This is a genomic window from Tardiphaga sp., from assembly GCF_028290495.1.
Lineage (GTDB): Bacteria > Pseudomonadota > Alphaproteobacteria > Rhizobiales > Xanthobacteraceae > Tardiphaga.
In genome coordinates this window covers 1-15,553 of sequence record NZ_JAQGJT010000104.1, presented here as the reverse complement: position 1 = coordinate 15,553, position 15,553 = coordinate 1, and the positions used below count along the sequence as shown (strand labels likewise).

The following is a 15,553-nucleotide window of genomic DNA, read 5'->3' as shown; positions in this document are numbered from 1 at the left end:
GATCTGATCAGGCGAAATAGCAGCTCACCGTGCCCCACGGTCCGTAGTCGGCCTGAATGGTGTCGCCCTTTTTCACTTCGATCGGGCGGATGAACGAGCCGGCCAGTACCACCTGACCGGGCTCCAGCGCGAGGCCGTGCGGGGCGATCTTGTTGGCGAGCCAGGCGACGCTGGTGGCGGGATGGTTGAGCACGCCGGCGGCAAGCCCGGTCTCCTCCAGCTGGCCGTTGCGATGAACCATCGCGCCGACCCAGCGCAAATCGGTGTCCAGCGGCCGCATCGGCCGGCCGCCGAGCACGATTCCGGCATTTGCGGCATTGTCGGCGATGGTATCGAATATCTTGCGCGCTGCTTTCGTGGCGGGATCGACGCGCTCGATCCGGGTATCGAGAATTTCCAGCGCCGGCGTCACGAAGTCGGTGGCGTTGAGGACATCGAACATGGTGCAGGACGGGCCGCTCAAGCGGTGCTTCATGACGAAGGCCAGCTCGGCTTCGATGCGCAGGCCGATGAAACGATCCGTTGGCACCAGCCCGCCATCGGCGAAGAACATGTCGTCGAGCAGCACGCCGGAATCCGGTTCGTCGATGTTCAGCGCGCTCTGCATCGCCTTCGAGGTCAGGCCGATCTTGTGGCCGCGGACGATGCGGCCCCCGGCGACCTTGATCCCGATCCATGCCTTCTGGATCGCATAGGCATCCGCGATGCTGATGCCCGGATAATCCTGCGAAAGCTGGCGGATCTGTACGCGGGTCTTTTCGGCCTGATGCAGGCGGGCGGCGGCGGCGTCAATCTCCGATGTCGTCAGTGCCATGTCGCGTCCTGTTTCGTCTTGTCGCAAAATTCCGCGCGGAAATCCGATTAACATGTTAAATGAATTCCAGCAAAACAAAATGCGCCGCTAAGTATGGTGCGTTGCACCAATGAAGTCCGGAAAATGCCGACACCCAAATCGAGCAAGACTGCAACGGTTCCGATCCGCGACTTCTCGCGGTCGTTGCCGATGTCGCTGCTGCGCGCCCGCGAATCCGTGATGCGCCATTTTCGCCCCAGCCTGCGCGCGCATGGGCTGACCGAGCAGCAATGGCGCATCCTGCGCGCGCTGACGTCGCATGGCGAGGTTGAGGTCACCGAGCTGGCCGGCATCGCGTATCTGTTGGGGCCGAGCCTGTCGCGTATCCTGCGCGATCTGGAAACGCGCCGGCTGATCAAGCGCCGGCTGGTGAAATCCGATTTGCGCCGCAGCATGGTGATGATCACCGCGAAAGGTCTGCAACTGATCGACGCCGTGGCACCATCGTCGGAAGCGATCTATGCCGAAATTGCCCGGCGCTTTGGCGCAAGCAAACTCGGTGATTTGCAGGAGATGCTGCATTTGCTGGAGAGCAGCCTGCTGACCATGCCGGTGGCTACGGAAATCATCGACGAGTCGGAAGCATAGGGCAGGCCGCGGATATGCATGTTGTTTGTGCAAGTTTTTTGGATCAATCCGTGGCGTTGCCGAAGGGAGAGTAGACAGCGCAGATAATTTTCGCTCAACTCGCCGGATCATGAAGGCTGGCGCTCAAGTCCGGCCTCTGAGGGAGGATCGAATGAAGCTCACGCGACGTGAATTCGCGGCTGGTCTCGCCGCTGGTGTGACGGCCCCTTATCTGATCGGCAGCGCGCGGGCGCAGGGCGCCACCATCAAGATCGGCATGGTTCTGCCAGTGACGGGATCGGCGGCCGAGCAGGGCAAGTTCGCCTTGAATGGCGCCAAGCTGGCGCTGGAAGCCGTCAACAAGGCCGGCGGCGTGCTTGGCAAGCAGCTCGAACTCGTCACGGAGGACGACCAGACCACCAATCCCGGCGTCGTACTGGCGTTCTCCAAGCTCGCTGCACAATCCGATATCGTGGCTTTCCTCGGTTCGATCCGCTCCACCCAGGTGCATGCCATGGCGCCCGATGTGCTAAAGCTGGGCAAGCCGATGGCGATCGGCGGCACCGATCCTAACCTGACCCACATGAGCAACAAGTGGCTGTTTCGCTTCCGCCCCAATGACAGTTATTCCGGCAGCGTGATCGCCGATTATGGCGTCAACACGCTCGGCAAAAAGAAGTGGGCGATCCTGCATTCCACCGACGCGTTCGGCACGGCCGGTGGCAAGGCGCTGACCGAAGGGCTGAGCAAGCTCGGCATCACGCCGGTGCTCGACCAGGGCTACGCCAACCAGAGCCAGGACTTCACCCCTGTGGTGCTGGCGATCAAGCAGTCGGGCGCCGACGTCCTGGGTTCGTATTTCACTTTCGAGAACGATCTCGGCATCTTCGCCCGGCAGCTGCGTCAGCTCGGCGTCAACATTCCCTGGGTCGGCTCGCCCTCGATTGTCGGCGTATCCTCAATCCGGCTGGCTGGCGCCACGCTGCACGGCACTTACGGCGTCGCCGACTATGCCGAGGACTCCAGCGACACCGCCAAGGCCTACGGCAAGGCCTATCGCGACGCCTACAAGCTGGCGCCCGACAACCAGAGCGCCTGGACCTTCGACGCGATCACTGTACTGGCGAGGGCGATGAACGAGGCCAAATCGACCGCGCCGGAAAAAATCCGTGAGGCAATTCTCGCGATCAAGAAATATCCGGGTGCGGAAGGCGAATACAATTTCGACGCCAATGGCGACGGCCTTCACGGCTACAACATCGTGAAGAACGAAAAGGGCAACATCGTCTTCGAGAAGCACATCGAAGCCGCCAACTGAGTGTTGCGGCGGCCCGGTTCGGGGCCGCCGCGCATTCGCCGGTCGCCGCGCGCTGCCGTGTCTTGCCGTGACAAAATCCCGAAAGTCGATTTATGGATCAGGCTCTTCAGTTGCTCTTTACGGGCATTGGCATCGGATCGGTCTATGCGCTGGTTGCGCTCGGTTTCGTGCTGATCTTTCGCGCCACCAACGTCGTCAATTTCGCGCAAGGCGAATTCTCGATGGTCGCGGCCTATCTGATGGTGGTGTTCGCGGTCGATCTGGCGCTGCCGTACTGGCTGTCCTTTCTGCTGGCGCTGGGCGGCATGGCGGTGCTGGGCGCGGTGTTCAATCTCGGCGTCTATTACCCGCTGCGCCATCGCACCTACCTCCCGGTGATCATCGCCACCATCGGCGCCTCGATCCTGATGGCCAACGGCGTGCTGGCGATCTACGGGCCGGCGCCGCAGGTGCTGGAAGGCTGGTTTGAGACGCCCGGCATCCAGCTCGGCCCGGTCTATCTCGACAGCCAGTATCTGCTCATCATCGCCGTCACCATCGCGCTGGTGTTCTTCAATTACTGGTTCTTCGAGCGCACCATGATCGGCAAGAAGCTGCAGGCGACGTCGCAGGACAAGGAGATGGCGTCGCTGCTCGGCATCTCCGTTTCCACCATGATCATGATCACCTTCATCTATTCGGCGGTGCTGGGCGGCCTCGCCGGCATTCTGGTGGCGCCGATCCTGTTCGTCTCGATCCAGATGGGCTCGACCATCGCGCTGAAAGCCTTTGCCGCCACCATCATCGGTGGCTTCGGCGACGTCACCGGCGCGATCATAGGCGGCATCGCGCTCGGCATTATCGAGACGTTCGGCGCTTCCTACATTTCGGTGCCCTACAAGGATGCCTTCGCCTTCATGGTGCTGATCCTGTTTCTGGTGTTCCGCCCACAGGGCATCTTCGGCGAACGCGTGGCGGAAAAAGCATGAGCGCGCCCAGCGAAAATCTCGCCATCCCCGCGGCGCTGCGCCCGAAGCCGTTGCTGCTGCGCCATCTGCCGTATTTCATCGCGGCCGCGATCGTGGTGTTCGCCGCGGCGACGATGCGGTTCGACGGCTACGTGCTCAACATCCTGATGCAGGCCACGACCTTTGCCGTCGCGGTCTTCGGGCTCACGGTGGTGCTCGGCCTGTGCGGCCAGATCAACCTGGCGCAGGCGGCATTCTTCGGCTTCGGCGCCTATGTGGTTGGCATCGGCACGACGGACTACCAGCTCAGCTTCTGGCTCTGCCTGGTCGCCGGCGCGCTGCTGGCGCTGGCCGCAGGCGCGCTGCTCGGCATGAGCACGCTGAAGCTCGGTGGTCACTACCTGGCGATGGTGACGATCTCGTTCCAGCAGATCGTGACGCTGGTGATGATCAACGCGATCTGGCTCACCCACGGCCCCGACGGCGTGTCGCGGATCGGGCGGCCGGCGCTGCTGCAATCGCAGCAGTCCTTCCTCGCTTTCTGCGTCGCGGCGCTGGCGGTGATCGGCTATCTGGTCTGGCACCTGCCGGACACAAGGCTCGGCCGCGCCATGCGCGCGGTGCGCGACAACGAACTGGCGGCCGGCGTTGTCGGCGTCGATGTGGTGCGGGTCAAGGTCGCGGCCTTCGCGCTGTCGGCGTTGCTCGGCGGCATCGGCGGCGGATTGTTCGCCGGCGGTTTCGCCTATGTCAGCCCGGACCAGTTCTCCTTCGCGGAGTCGATCGTGTTCCTGACCATGGCGCTGCTCGGCGGCGTGGCGTCGCCGATCGGCGCGGCGATCGGCACCGGCCTCTTGATCCTGATCCCGGAATGGCTGCGCTTTCTGAAGAGCGTGCCCGGCCTGTATCTGGCGATCTACGGCCTCTCGGTGATCCTGATCATCCGCTATATGCCCGATGGCATCTGGGGCTTCGTCACCGCGGGGCTCGATCGCTTCCGCCGCAAGGTAAAGATGCCCGCCGCCGGCCTGCCGCTGGTGCTGGCCCCGGCGATGACCGGCGGCGAGATGGTGCTTGAGGTGACCGGCCTCGCCAAGCACTTCGGCGGCCTCAAGGCGGTCGACAATGTCGACATCGCCGTGCGGCGCGGCGGCGTGCATGCGCTGATCGGGCCGAACGGCTCAGGCAAGACCACCACGCTGAACGTGCTGTCCGGGCTCTACAACGCCACCGCGGGCAAAGTCATGCTCGACGGCACCGACGTCACCACGATGCCGCCGCATCTGCGCGCCGCGGCGGGGCTGGGGCGCACCTTCCAGAACATCCGGCTGTTCCGATCCATGACCGCGCTGGAAAACGTCATCATCGGCGCCGAGCGGCCGGGCAATACGCTGATAGGTAGGGGCGACGAAGCCGCCCTGACGCAGCGGGCGATGGCGGCATTGGCTTTCGTCGGGCTCGGGCCGCGCGCCAATGAACTGATCTCCAGCTTCTCCTATGGCCACCAGCGGCTGATCGAGATTGCCCGCGCACTCGCCGCCAATCCGACGCTGCTGCTGCTGGATGAGCCCGCCGCCGGCCTGAACTCCAGCGAGAAGCTCGAACTGCACGAACTGCTGAAACGCATCGCGGCGCAGGGCCTGACCATCCTGATCATCGATCACGACATGACGCTGGTGTCGGAAGCCGCCCAGCACATTACCGTGCTCAACTTCGGACGCCGCATCGCGGACGGCGAATCGATGGCGGTGCTGCGGCATCCCGACGTCGTCTCCGCCTATCTGGGTACAGACTGATGGCGCTGCTGGAAATCAACGACCTCCACGTGCGCTACGGCGAGATCGTGGCATTGCGTGGTGTCTCCTTCGCGGTCGAGGAAGGGCAGGTGGTGACGCTGCTCGGCGCCAACGGTGCAGGCAAGTCCACCACGCTGCGTGCGATCTCCGGCCTCGCCAAGCCGGCGTCGGGCGATATTCTGTTCGACGGGAAATCCATCGCAGGCCTCGGGCCGGAGGCGATCGTGCGGATGGGCATCAGCCATGTGCCGGAGGGCAGGCGGGTGTTTCCCGGATTGACCGTCAAGGAGAACATCATGCTCGGCGGCTCCAACCGCCGTGCCTCCAAGGCGGAGCTATCGAAAGAAGCCGATGCGATGTTCGACCTGTTTCCGGACATCCGGAAATTCTCGAATGCGCTGGGCTGGACGCTGTCGGGCGGCCAGCTACAGATGGTCGCAGTGGCAAGGGGCCTGATGGCCAAGCCGCGGCTGCTGCTGCTCGACGAGCCGTCGCTGGGGCTGGCGCCGGTGATCGTGCAGGCGGTGTTTCGCATCATCTCGGAAATCCGGCGCCACACCACCGTCTTGCTTGTGGAGCAAAACGCGCGCATGGGACTATCCGTTGCCGACCAAGGCTACGTGCTGGAAACCGGCCGCATCGTGCTGGGCGGCAAGCCTGACGAGCTGTGGGGCAACGAAGCCATCGCGGCCGCCTATCTCGGCGGCCACGCCAAGCCACTCGCAACCAACGTATAAGGGCGAATGTCCAACCATGGTTACACTGCAGGTCAACAAGCTCATCGACTTTGTCGCCGACGTATTCGTGCATGCCGACTCCTCCCCCGAAGAAGCCAGGCGTATCGCGACCTACCTCACCACCGCCAACCTCACCGGACATGACAGCCACGGCGTGATCCGCGTGCCGGTCTATGTGCGCTGGCGCAACAGCGGCATGATCATTCCGAACCAGACCATCGAAGTCCCCGTCGATACGCCGTCATTGGCGGTGGTCGATGGCCGCTTCGGCTATGGCCAGACGGTCGGTCCGCAGGCGGTGAAAATCGGCATCGAGAAGTGCAAGGCGACGGGTTTGGCGGCCGTTTCGACGCGCAATTCCGGGCATATCGGCCGGATCGGCGACTGGGCCGAGATGGCGGCCGCCGAAGGCTTGATCTCGATCCACTTCGTCAACGCTGCCGGTTCCGTGCTGGTCGCGCCCTATGGCGGCGTCGAGCGCAGGCTTTCCACCGCGCCGTATTGCGTCGGCATTCCGCGCCCGGGGCTGCCGCCGGTGGTGCTGGATTTCGCGACCTCGATCGTCGCCGAAGGCAAGGTGCTGGTCGCCAGTCGCGGCGGCAAGAAGCTGCCGGAGGGCGCGCTGATCGATCTCGACGGCACGCTGAGCGAAGACCCCGCGGTATTGTACGGCCCGCATGAAGCCAATGGACCGCGCGATCATTCCAAGGGCAGTGGCGCGATCCGTGCTTTCGGCGAGCACAAGGGCTCCGGCCTGGCCCTGATGTGCGAACTGCTTGGCGGCGCGCTGACCGGCAACGGCGCCACCAAGCCGAACAGGCCCTTCGCTAACGGCATGTTCGCGATCTATGTCGATCCCAAGCGCATCGATCCCGCGAACTTCTTCGACGGCGAGGTGACGCGCTACATCGACTACTTCAAGGACACCAAGCCGGCCGCCGGCGTCGATTCCGTGCTGATCCCCGGCGACAAGGAAGCGATGACCCGCGCCGATCGGACGAAAAACGGTGTGCCGCTGCCGGACGAAACCTGGAGCGCCATCGTGCAGACCGCGCGCGAAGTCGGCGTGAGCGAGGCGGCGATCACGAAGGCGACTGCATGACGGCGTCGCCGCGGGGAATCCTCATCCTGAGGGGGCGCCACTTGGCGCCGTCTCGAAGGATGGGCCACATCAATCATGGTTCGAGACGGCGCATCGACAGTGCAACAGCACTGTCGATGCGCCTCCTCACCATGAGAGCGTAGATTGCTAACTGGAAAAAAGGACCATCAAAATGGCAAATCGAGTCAAGGAAATCTGGGCGTCGGGCAAGGTCGTCGTCAATGCGTGGCTGGCGATACCCTCCGGCTTCTCCGCCGAGGTGATGGCGCAATGCGGCTTCGACAGCGTGACCGTCGATATCCAGCACGGCGTGCAGGACTATCAATCGATGGTGACCTGCTTTCAGGCGATGAGCGGTCAGCCGGTGACGCCGATGGTCCGCGTGCCGTGGAACGAGCCCGGCATCATCGGCAAGGTGCTCGACGGCGGCGCGTATGGCGTGATCTGCCCGATGGTGAATACCAAGGAAGAAGCCCAGAACTTCGTGCAATACGCCAAGTACCCGCCGCTCGGCACGCGTAGCAACGGTCCGATCCGCTCGGGGCTTTACGGCGCCGCCGGCGACTACCAGACCACGGCCAATGACGAGACCCTGTGCATTCCGATGCTGGAGACGCGCACCGCGGTCGAGAACATGGAATCGATCCTCGACGTTGAAGGCATCGCCGGCGTCTACGTCGGCCCGTCCGATCTCGGCTTCTCTTACGGCCTGGTGCCGAAGCTCGACCGCGAGGAGCCGGAGATCATGAAGATCTACGAGAAGCTGATCAAGGAATGCGGCACCCGCGGCATCTATCCCGGCATTCACTGCTCCGGCCCCGCCGGCGCCAAGCGCGCTATCGATATGGGCTTCAAGCTGGTGACCCTGCTCAACGACAGCGGATGCCTCGCGATCGCCGCGAAAAGCTGGGTCGCCGAGACCCGCAGCGGATCAGGCGGCAAGGCGTAACTCACTGTCGTTCCGGGGCGCGAGAGCGAAGCTCGAGCGAACCCGGAACCTCGACATGAGACGATGAACAATTCGAGATTCCGGGTTCGCGACCGCCTCGCGGCGTTCGCGCCCCGGAATGACAAGCTGCGCGACGCACTTGTCCGAAGAGACAGGGCGAATATCGGGAGGACGACATGCGAAACAGATCGCTTCCACTCAACCGACGCCAGTTCATCGCTGCAGGCGCCGGCGCCGCAGCGCTGCTCAGCGCGCCCGCACTCGTCAGAGCCAGCACATGGCCCAACAAACCGATCAGGATGCTGGCAGGCTCCGCGGCGGGCGGCCAGACCGATCAGTTCGCGCGTGTTTACGGCGAATATCTGTCGCGTGAACTTGGACAGACGGTGGTGGTCGAGAACAAGGCCGGTGCCGGTGGCGCGGTGGCGGCGACGGAGCTGAAGCGCGCCGATCCCGACGGCCACACCTTGATGATCTGCAACACCACGGCCTACATGCTCAATCCGGTGCTCATCAAGGACATCAAGTATAATGTCCCGCAGGACTTCGCCTGGATCGCAGTCATGCCGGGCGGCAGTCTGCCGTTCGTGGTGAACGAGAAGGTCGGCGCGAAAACGCTGCAGGACTTCATCGACTATGCGCGCAAGACCGAGAAGGTGAATGTCGGCACCTACGCCGCCGGTTCCTTCGCGCATATGGTTATTGTCGAGCTTAACAAGCAGTACGGCCTGAAGATGGAAGCGGTGCATTATCGTGGCGAGGCGCCGATGTGGACCGATCTCGCCGGCGGATCCATCGATGCCGGCATCGGCAGTTACGCCGCAGCGCTGCCTATGCTGCAGACCGGCAAAGCCCGCGCCGTCGCGGTGTCGCGCCGCCGCATCGACGCACTTCCCGACGTCGCAACCTTCCGTGAACAGGGTGCTACCTCGCGCGCGCACAGCCTGTTGACCTTTCAGGGATGCGTGGCCCCGGCGAAGACTCCGCCGGAGATCGTCGCGAAACTCTCCGCGCTCTGTGTCGCTGCCGGCAAGAGCGATCGCGTGCGTGAGTTGCTGAAGAGCCAGGGCATCGATGAAGGGCCGATGACGCAGGAAGCCAGTCAGGCGTTCTACAAGGAAGAGGCGCCGGTCTGGGCCGAGCTTGCAGCGAGCCTGGGACCGCAGGCGCAATAATGCTCTGTCGTCCCGGGGCAAGCGCAGCGCAAGCTGCAAGCGAACCCCAGCCGCTCCAGTTGGAGCGGCGAATGACAACAGCTACTATCAAAGCAAACCCAAATGCTACTCAGGAATCCCGCACCCATGAAGTTCGATGACGTGATCCTCGGTCGCCGGAGCATCCGCGGCTACAAGCCCGATCCGGTCCCCAAAGCGCTGATCGAGGAAATCATCGCTCTGGCGATGCGCGCACCGTCGTCGATGAACACCCAGCCTTGGAATTTCTACGTCCTTACCGGCGAACCGCTAAACCGGATTCGCGCCGGCAACACCGAACGCATGGTTGCCGGCGTGCCGCAGTCGCGCGAGTTTCGCACCGGGCAGGCCTTTGCCGGCCCGCACCGCGACAGGCAGGTCGGCGTCGCCAAGCAGTTGTTCTCCGCGATGGGCATCGCGCGCGACGACAAGGACATGCGCCAGGACTGGGTGCTGCGCGGCTTTCGCCAGTTCGACGCGCCGGTCTGCGTGATCGTGACCTACGACCGCGTGCTGGACGGCAGCGACGACACGCCGTTCGATTGCGGCGCGGTGGCGACCGCGCTGGTCAATGCCGCCTGGTCGCGCGGGCTGGGTGCGGTGATCAACAGCCAGGGCATCATGCAGTCGCCGGTGGTGCGCGAGCACGCGGGGATCGCCGACGATCAGGTCATCATGAAAAGTATCGCGCTGGGCTGGCCGGACGAAAGCTTCCCGGCCAATGCGGTGGTGTCCGAACGAAAGTCGGTCGAGGAAGCCACGGTGTTCGTCGGGTTCGGGGATTAGCCGCTCGCAGCGAATGTAATCCGCATGAGCGAAGCGACATGCGGGTCCTGACCCGGATGCCCCGCATGTCGCTACGCTCATGCGGGCTACTCGCTGTTCCTCGAGGATGAACCTCCGCTTGTGTTCTGGACCGAATGGTCTATATTTAAACCATGAGCACACCAGCCCCCTTGCGCCGTGGTCGCCCGCGGAGTTTCGACGAGGAAGCCGCCGTCGAACGCGCAATGGGCGTGTTCTGGTCGCGCGGCTATCACGCCACGGCGCTTCCGGACCTTCTTGTGGCGACGAAGCTGTCCCGTGGCAGCCTGTATGCGGCTTTCGGTGACAAGCACTCGCTGTTCTTGCGTGCGCTTGATCGCTATATCGTCGATGCGCTGACACGGATGGATGTGGAGCTGGCCCCTCGCCGAGAGCCCGTAGACGGCCTGCGGGCCTACCTTGCCGGCTACGTTGACCGCACGAGCGGCGCCAGGGGGCGGCGCGGATGCCTGCTGGTGGCCACAACCATGGAACTGGCCGGCCGTGATGCTGAAGTCGATCGTCGCATCGCGGGCTTTTTCAACGCCATGGAAACCCGGGTCGCCGATGTACTTGTTCGTGCGAAGGCGGCAGGCCAGTTGGCTCACGGTGTCGAGCCCTCAAGCGCCGCCCGGATTCTCGTCTGTTTTGTTGAGGGGCTGCGGGTGGTCGGCAAGACGGCGCCGACACGCAACACATCGCAAGCCACCGTTGACGCGCTTCTCGACCGCTTCATCACCTGAACAACCAACGACGCCTCCGCGTTCGGCGCGTCTAAATTTGGACCAATTGGTCTAGAAATGGAGGAGTATCTTGTCTCCTGTCCAGATCGTCTGCGCGGTGCTCCTTCCCTTGCTCTGGGGTTATCAGTTCGTGGCCATCAAGGTGGGCCTGACGGAGTTTCCGCCACTCTTCTTCCTCGCACTGCGCTTCGTGTTCATCGCGCTGCTGCTCGTTCCGTTCGTCAAACGGCCGACGCGTCAACAGTTGGGTCCTGTCGCAGCGATTTCGGTTTTCCTGGGTGGACTGAACTTCGGGCTGTTCTACGTCGGCCTTGGGCTCGGCACGGGAAGCATGTCGGCCGTTGCCTATCAGCTCGCCACTCCATTCGCCGTGCTGCTGGCGTGGCCGCTGCTCGGGGAGAGGCCGACGCTCATGACGTCCGCAGGGGTGGTGCTTGCCTTCGGCGGCGTCGTTGTTCTGGCGGCGGGGCCCGGCCTGTCGACAGACGTACTTCCGCTGCTGCTTGTGGTCGGAGCCGCTTTTGCATTCGCGGTGTCCAACGTCCTGACGAAACGCTATGGCCCGTTTGACCCATTGATGTTGATGGCATGGTCGTCGGCATTCACAGTGCCGCAGGTCCTGTTGATGTCGTTGTTCCTTGAACATGGACAGCTGGCCAGCGTTGTCACGGCGGACGCGCACGGTTGGATCGCCCTTGCCTACACCGTTTTCATCGGAGGAATCGTCGGGTTTGGTCTGTGGTTCTGGCTGATAGCCCGTTGCTCGATGAACCGCGTCGCTCCTTTCGGCCTGCTGCTTCCGGTCTTCGCCTTGATGTCGAGCGTGCTGTTTCTTGGCGAGCGAATGACTCCAAAGTTGATCGCAGGTGGGCTGCTCGCGGTCGCCGGTGTCGCCGTTACACAGATAGGACCCCGCGCTAGAGCCATCCCAACCTGAGAGAAAATGTAGCAGGCGTCACCCGCGTGAGCGAAGCGAGATGCGGGCTACGGACTGAACCGGATCCGCGCCGGCGGTGCGGTGATCAACAGCCAGGGCATCATGCAGTCGCCGGTGGTGCGCGAGCACGCCGGCATCGCCAACGATCAGGTCACCATGAAGAGCATCGCGCTGGGATGGCCCGGCGAAAGCTTCCCGGCCAATGCAGTGGTGTCGGAGCGAAAGTCCGTCGAGGAGGCCACCGTGTTCGTCGGGTTCGGGGATTGACTGAAGGCGCGGTCCGGCCGGGTGCAACAGGCGACACGACAGAGGACGTGCCCGGCGGCACGACCATGGCGGGGCGTCAGCGGCAGGCGGCATATCCGAAGCGTCGCACCATCTCGTCGCCTGGAATGGTGTGAAATTCGAACGTTTCCATGTAGTGATTGCTGGTCAAGTACTTCCGCAGCGCGGGTTTGTAAGTATTGAGCATCTGCCCGGTATAATAGGGGTCGATTCCTCGTCGCGGGCTGCCGCCGGCGTGGAACGCGAGGCCGGCGTTCGGCGCGATACAGACATTTCGGACGGCCAGAAACATCGTGCAGGCGGATGGGCAGTGCGTATCAATGCGGAGTCGTTCGCCCGAAGCGTTGTACTGACGCACCGCGGCCTGAAACTGCTTGAACGCCTCGGCGCTCGGCGCGCCGTGCCCCATCCCGATGCCGGAAAGTGAAACGTCCGCAAAGGCGGGCCCCGCTGCAATCCCGCCAAACGCAGCCATAACAGCAAAAGCGCCCAGCGCCTGCAATCTTCCTCGCTGCATCGGCATGATCCTCCGTCAAACTGAGTGATAGGTCCCTTCATGTCATAGTATTCTCGCTAGTAGTTGATTGGTCAACCCGAGAGGAATGCCATGATGAAGCTCCGCGATGGTCGTCCCGCTGCGGCTGCCTGTGTAGAGTCGTCGATCGTGCTGAAGCCTGTCGCTCAATTATGTCTTCTGGATCTGCACTGTCCGTGCTCGACTTCTCCTGCGACTCGCCTTGCCCTGCATGGGTGCGTTAATTGACTGCCCGATCGAAGGGATGGCCCTGGTGCAATTGCCTCCTATACCAACGCTGGAAACCAGGCGGCTCATCCTCCGGCCGTTAGAGGAGCGGGATGCGTCCGCCATCCAGCAGCTTTTCCCGCAATGGCAGATTGTGCGCTGGCTGACGGCTTCCGTCCCTTGGCCTTACCCTTCCGACGGCGCGACCAGGAACATGGGCGAGACGCTGGAACAGCTCAGGCGGGGCGAGAAGTATTTTTGGGCGATCACGTTGAAAGGCTCTGATGAGTTGCGCGGCAGAATCGATCTGTGGCCCTTCGATGGCCAGACCCGCGACATGCGCGGCTTCTGGCTCGATCCGAAGCTGCAAGGTCTAGGTCTGATGACGGAAGCCGCCAACGCGGTGACAGCCTACGCCTTCGAAGAACTGAAGTGGCCGTTCCTGTACCTGACGAACGCCGCCGCAAACCGCGCGTCTGCCCGGGTGAAGGAAAAGCAGGGCGCCGTTGAAATCGCACGCGAACCGTTCTCGTATGTCTCCGGGGACGGCAGCCGGCAAATCTGGCTGCTCACCCATGAGGCCTGGCTCACGCGCAAAGCCGCTGACGAATGACACATCGGCTGGAATAATCAGGCACGGTCGACAGCCCCCGGAAGGCCATCCATGATTGTTGCGTCGTTGCCGGCGTTGGAGCCGGATTTGTCTTTTGTATACCTGCCGCATTCGGAGCAGGCCTTCGAGTTCACCTTTGCGGCCAAGAAAGAAGCGCTTGGACCGCACATCCGCTCCCGCTGGGCCTGGGAAGAAAACTATCAACGCGATGTCCATCGCGCTCGGTTCTCCGAAAAAGTCTTCTTCTCCATCTTGCAGGACGGCGTACCCATCGGCACGCTCTCGTGGATGATTTTCGCCGATCACGCGCGCTTTGGAGAGTTTTATTTGCTGAATGCCTATCAGCAAAAGGGGATTGGAACGCGCGTGCTGAAACATATCGTGGAACAGGCCGACAGGCATCGCCTTGGGATTCGTCTCGAATATCTGAAATGGAATCCCGTGGGGCGTCTTTACCTCAGGCATGACTTTCGCCCGACGCAGGAGACTGAGAACCACGTATTTCTGGAGCGTGCCGCTAGATAGAAGTCGTCGCCCGCATGAGCGAAGCGACATGCGGGCTACGGCTACGGACGCGACTCCTTGACAATATCCCTAACAGGACTATTATCCAGTCTGTCCCGCTCCACTGGGAGGGGCGGCTCGCGATCGTCACGATACGCGGGGCGGGATGCGGTGACGCGGCAGCGTCAGGCGCGGAAGTTGGTGGCTGGGCGGTACTTCGTACAGAGGGCCGTGAACCATCGACCGAAGCGCTGACGACGAGGCTGTCGCGCCGGCCCAAGTCGTGTGGTTTCTCGATGCCAAACGGGGCATCGCGGATCGGAGAGTTCGCACCGCCAACCGGCCTGCGAAACACATCCTCAGATCCGGGCATCGACCAATCCGCCGGAAAGAGCACGAAGCAAGCCGGAAGCTCATCGTGTGCGGAACGCCGGGTGAAACCGGTTGCTCCGGAAGGCCTTCGCGCACTTGTTTTGCCGACTACGGCATCGCGCGCAGGCAAAGGGGGGCATCGGGCACCCGGCGTTCCGCGCGCCCTCTCAAGAGAGGGCAGGGAATGCAGCAAGCTACGGCGCCCCCGCGCCGCCAACAACAGGGGCGATCCCGCATGTCTGCTGCATGAGAAAGCAGGGGTGACGCCGTCGCGGGATATCCGCTAGACTCATTCCAAATGGCGGTTCAGCCACATAAAATCTCACGAGGAAACGTTCATGGCCGCATCCCCCGTTATTCGCCTGCATGCCGACGACGCCGTGCTGATCGCGCGCGCCAGCCTGCTGCCCGGCGTCGAGGTCACTGCGGGCGTGGTGACGTCGGAGCGTATTCCGGCCGGCCACAAGGTCGCGATCCGGCCGATCGCGGTGGGCGAGGAAGTCCGCCGCTACGGCCAGATCATCGGCTTCGCGACGCAGCCGATCGCGCCCGGCCAGCATGTCCATACGCAAAACTTGGGCATGGGCGAATTCTCGCGCGACTACGCCTACGGCGTCGACGTCAAGCCGACGCCTAACTTCGACCTGCCGGCGTCGTTCATGGGCATCCGCCGCGACGACGGCCGCGTTGCCACGCGAAACTATATCGGCATTCTCACGAGCGTGAACTGCAGCGCCCATGTCGCCAGCATGGTCGCCGACGTGTTCAAGAAGAACCCGTTCACCGGCCACAATCCGCTGGCGGATTTTCCCAATGTCGATGGCGTCGTGGCGCTGACCCACAAGACCGGCTGCGGCATGACCCAGGACGAGCCGCTGAAGTTGCTGCGCCGTACGCTCGGCGGCTATGCGCGCCACGTGAACTTTTCGCATGTGGTGGTGCTGGGCCTCGGCTGCGAGGTCAACCAGATCGGCGGCTTGATGCAGGAGCAGAAGCTTGCCGGCCGGCTGCGCGAGATGCAGATCCAGGAGATTGGCGGGACCCGCAAGACCACCGAGGCGGGCGTCGCCTTCGTGCGCGAGGTGCTCGCC

16 protein-coding genes and 1 pseudogene are annotated in these 15,553 nt (G+C 63.2%); 15 read left to right on the top strand and 2 right to left on the bottom strand.

The genetic code is table 11. The features are described 5' to 3' along the window. Positions 1-7: 7 nt before the first annotated feature. Positions 8-814 (bottom strand): 2-oxo-hept-4-ene-1,7-dioate hydratase, encoded by an 807-nt coding sequence (gene hpaH / locus JWQ24_RS16285; protein WP_299810017.1) that lies wholly within the window; start codon positions 812-814, stop codon positions 8-10. Between the two features lie 123 nt (positions 815-937). Here hpaH and hpaR point away from each other — a divergent pair, with 123 nt between their 5' ends. The 12 genes and pseudogenes from hpaR to JWQ24_RS16225 form a co-directional block, all read left to right on the top strand. Next, complete coding sequence (gene hpaR, locus JWQ24_RS16280; RefSeq protein ID WP_299810015.1) at positions 938-1,441, top strand: homoprotocatechuate degradation operon regulator HpaR; 504 nt, start codon at positions 938-940, stop codon at positions 1,439-1,441. Positions 1,442-1,592: 151 nt separating this feature from the next. Further along, complete coding sequence (locus JWQ24_RS16275; RefSeq protein ID WP_299810012.1) at positions 1,593-2,738, top strand: ABC transporter substrate-binding protein; 1,146 nt, start codon at positions 1,593-1,595, stop codon at positions 2,736-2,738. A 92-nt stretch (positions 2,739-2,830) separates the two neighbouring features. Continuing rightward, on the top strand, positions 2,831-3,706 hold the full coding sequence (locus tag JWQ24_RS16270) for a branched-chain amino acid ABC transporter permease (protein ID WP_299810009.1): 876 nt from the start codon (positions 2,831-2,833) through the stop codon (positions 3,704-3,706). After that, positions 3,703-5,481: a branched-chain amino acid ABC transporter ATP-binding protein/permease gene (locus tag JWQ24_RS16265; protein WP_299810006.1), complete on the top strand. Its 1,779-nt coding sequence runs from the start codon at positions 3,703-3,705 to the stop codon at positions 5,479-5,481. The genes JWQ24_RS16270 and JWQ24_RS16265 overlap by 4 nt, the downstream gene beginning before the upstream one ends. After that, complete coding sequence (locus JWQ24_RS16260) at positions 5,481-6,218, top strand: ABC transporter ATP-binding protein (RefSeq protein WP_299810003.1); 738 nt, start codon at positions 5,481-5,483, stop codon at positions 6,216-6,218. Before JWQ24_RS16265 ends, JWQ24_RS16260 begins: the two co-directional genes overlap by 1 nt. Positions 6,219-6,234: 16 nt before the next feature. Then, entirely contained in the window at positions 6,235-7,320 is a 1,086-nt protein-coding gene (locus JWQ24_RS16255) for a malate/lactate/ureidoglycolate dehydrogenase (RefSeq protein ID WP_299810000.1), read from the top strand. A 172-nt stretch (positions 7,321-7,492) separates the two neighbouring features. Beyond that, positions 7,493-8,269 carry an aldolase/citrate lyase family protein gene (locus tag JWQ24_RS16250; RefSeq protein WP_299809997.1) on the top strand — a complete coding sequence of 259 codons (777 nt, stop codon included), beginning with the start codon at positions 7,493-7,495 and terminating at the stop codon, positions 8,267-8,269. Positions 8,270-8,445: 176 nt separating this feature from the next. Further along, on the top strand, positions 8,446-9,444 hold the full coding sequence (locus tag JWQ24_RS16245) for a tripartite tricarboxylate transporter substrate binding protein (RefSeq protein ID WP_299809995.1): 999 nt from the start codon (positions 8,446-8,448) through the stop codon (positions 9,442-9,444). A 126-nt stretch (positions 9,445-9,570) separates the two neighbouring features. After that, positions 9,571-10,248, top strand: coding sequence for a nitroreductase (locus JWQ24_RS16240; protein ID WP_299809992.1), 678 nt, complete (start codon positions 9,571-9,573; stop codon positions 10,246-10,248). A 152-nt stretch (positions 10,249-10,400) separates the two neighbouring features. Then, the gene (locus tag JWQ24_RS16235) at positions 10,401-11,009 is read left to right on the top strand and encodes a TetR/AcrR family transcriptional regulator (RefSeq protein WP_299809989.1); all 609 of its coding nucleotides are present in this window, start codon (positions 10,401-10,403) and stop codon (positions 11,007-11,009) included. Between the two features lie 70 nt (positions 11,010-11,079). Continuing rightward, positions 11,080-11,946 carry an EamA family transporter gene (locus JWQ24_RS16230; protein ID WP_299809986.1) on the top strand — a complete coding sequence of 289 codons (867 nt, stop codon included), beginning with the start codon at positions 11,080-11,082 and terminating at the stop codon, positions 11,944-11,946. A gap of 75 nt (positions 11,947-12,021) precedes the next feature. Continuing rightward, positions 12,022-12,213 (top strand): annotated as a pseudogene (locus tag JWQ24_RS16225) (nitroreductase); the annotation flags it as partial. Between the two features lie 76 nt (positions 12,214-12,289). Here the strand turns inward: JWQ24_RS16225 and JWQ24_RS16220 are convergent. Then, complete coding sequence (locus tag JWQ24_RS16220) at positions 12,290-12,754, bottom strand: hypothetical protein (RefSeq protein ID WP_299809983.1); 465 nt, start codon at positions 12,752-12,754, stop codon at positions 12,290-12,292. 256 nt (positions 12,755-13,010) lie between these two features. Here JWQ24_RS16220 and JWQ24_RS16215 point away from each other — a divergent pair, with 256 nt between their 5' ends. From JWQ24_RS16215 to JWQ24_RS16205, 3 genes are all read left to right on the top strand, one after another. Further along, the gene (locus tag JWQ24_RS16215) at positions 13,011-13,586 is read left to right on the top strand and encodes a GNAT family N-acetyltransferase (RefSeq protein WP_299809981.1); all 576 of its coding nucleotides are present in this window, start codon (positions 13,011-13,013) and stop codon (positions 13,584-13,586) included. Between the two features lie 51 nt (positions 13,587-13,637). After that, entirely contained in the window at positions 13,638-14,111 is a 474-nt protein-coding gene (locus JWQ24_RS16210; RefSeq protein WP_299809978.1) for a GNAT family N-acetyltransferase, read from the top strand. 689 nt (positions 14,112-14,800) lie between these two features. After that, positions 14,801-15,553, top strand: a 753-nt coding sequence (locus tag JWQ24_RS16205) for a UxaA family hydrolase (protein WP_299809975.1), incomplete at its 3' end; no start/stop codon positions are given.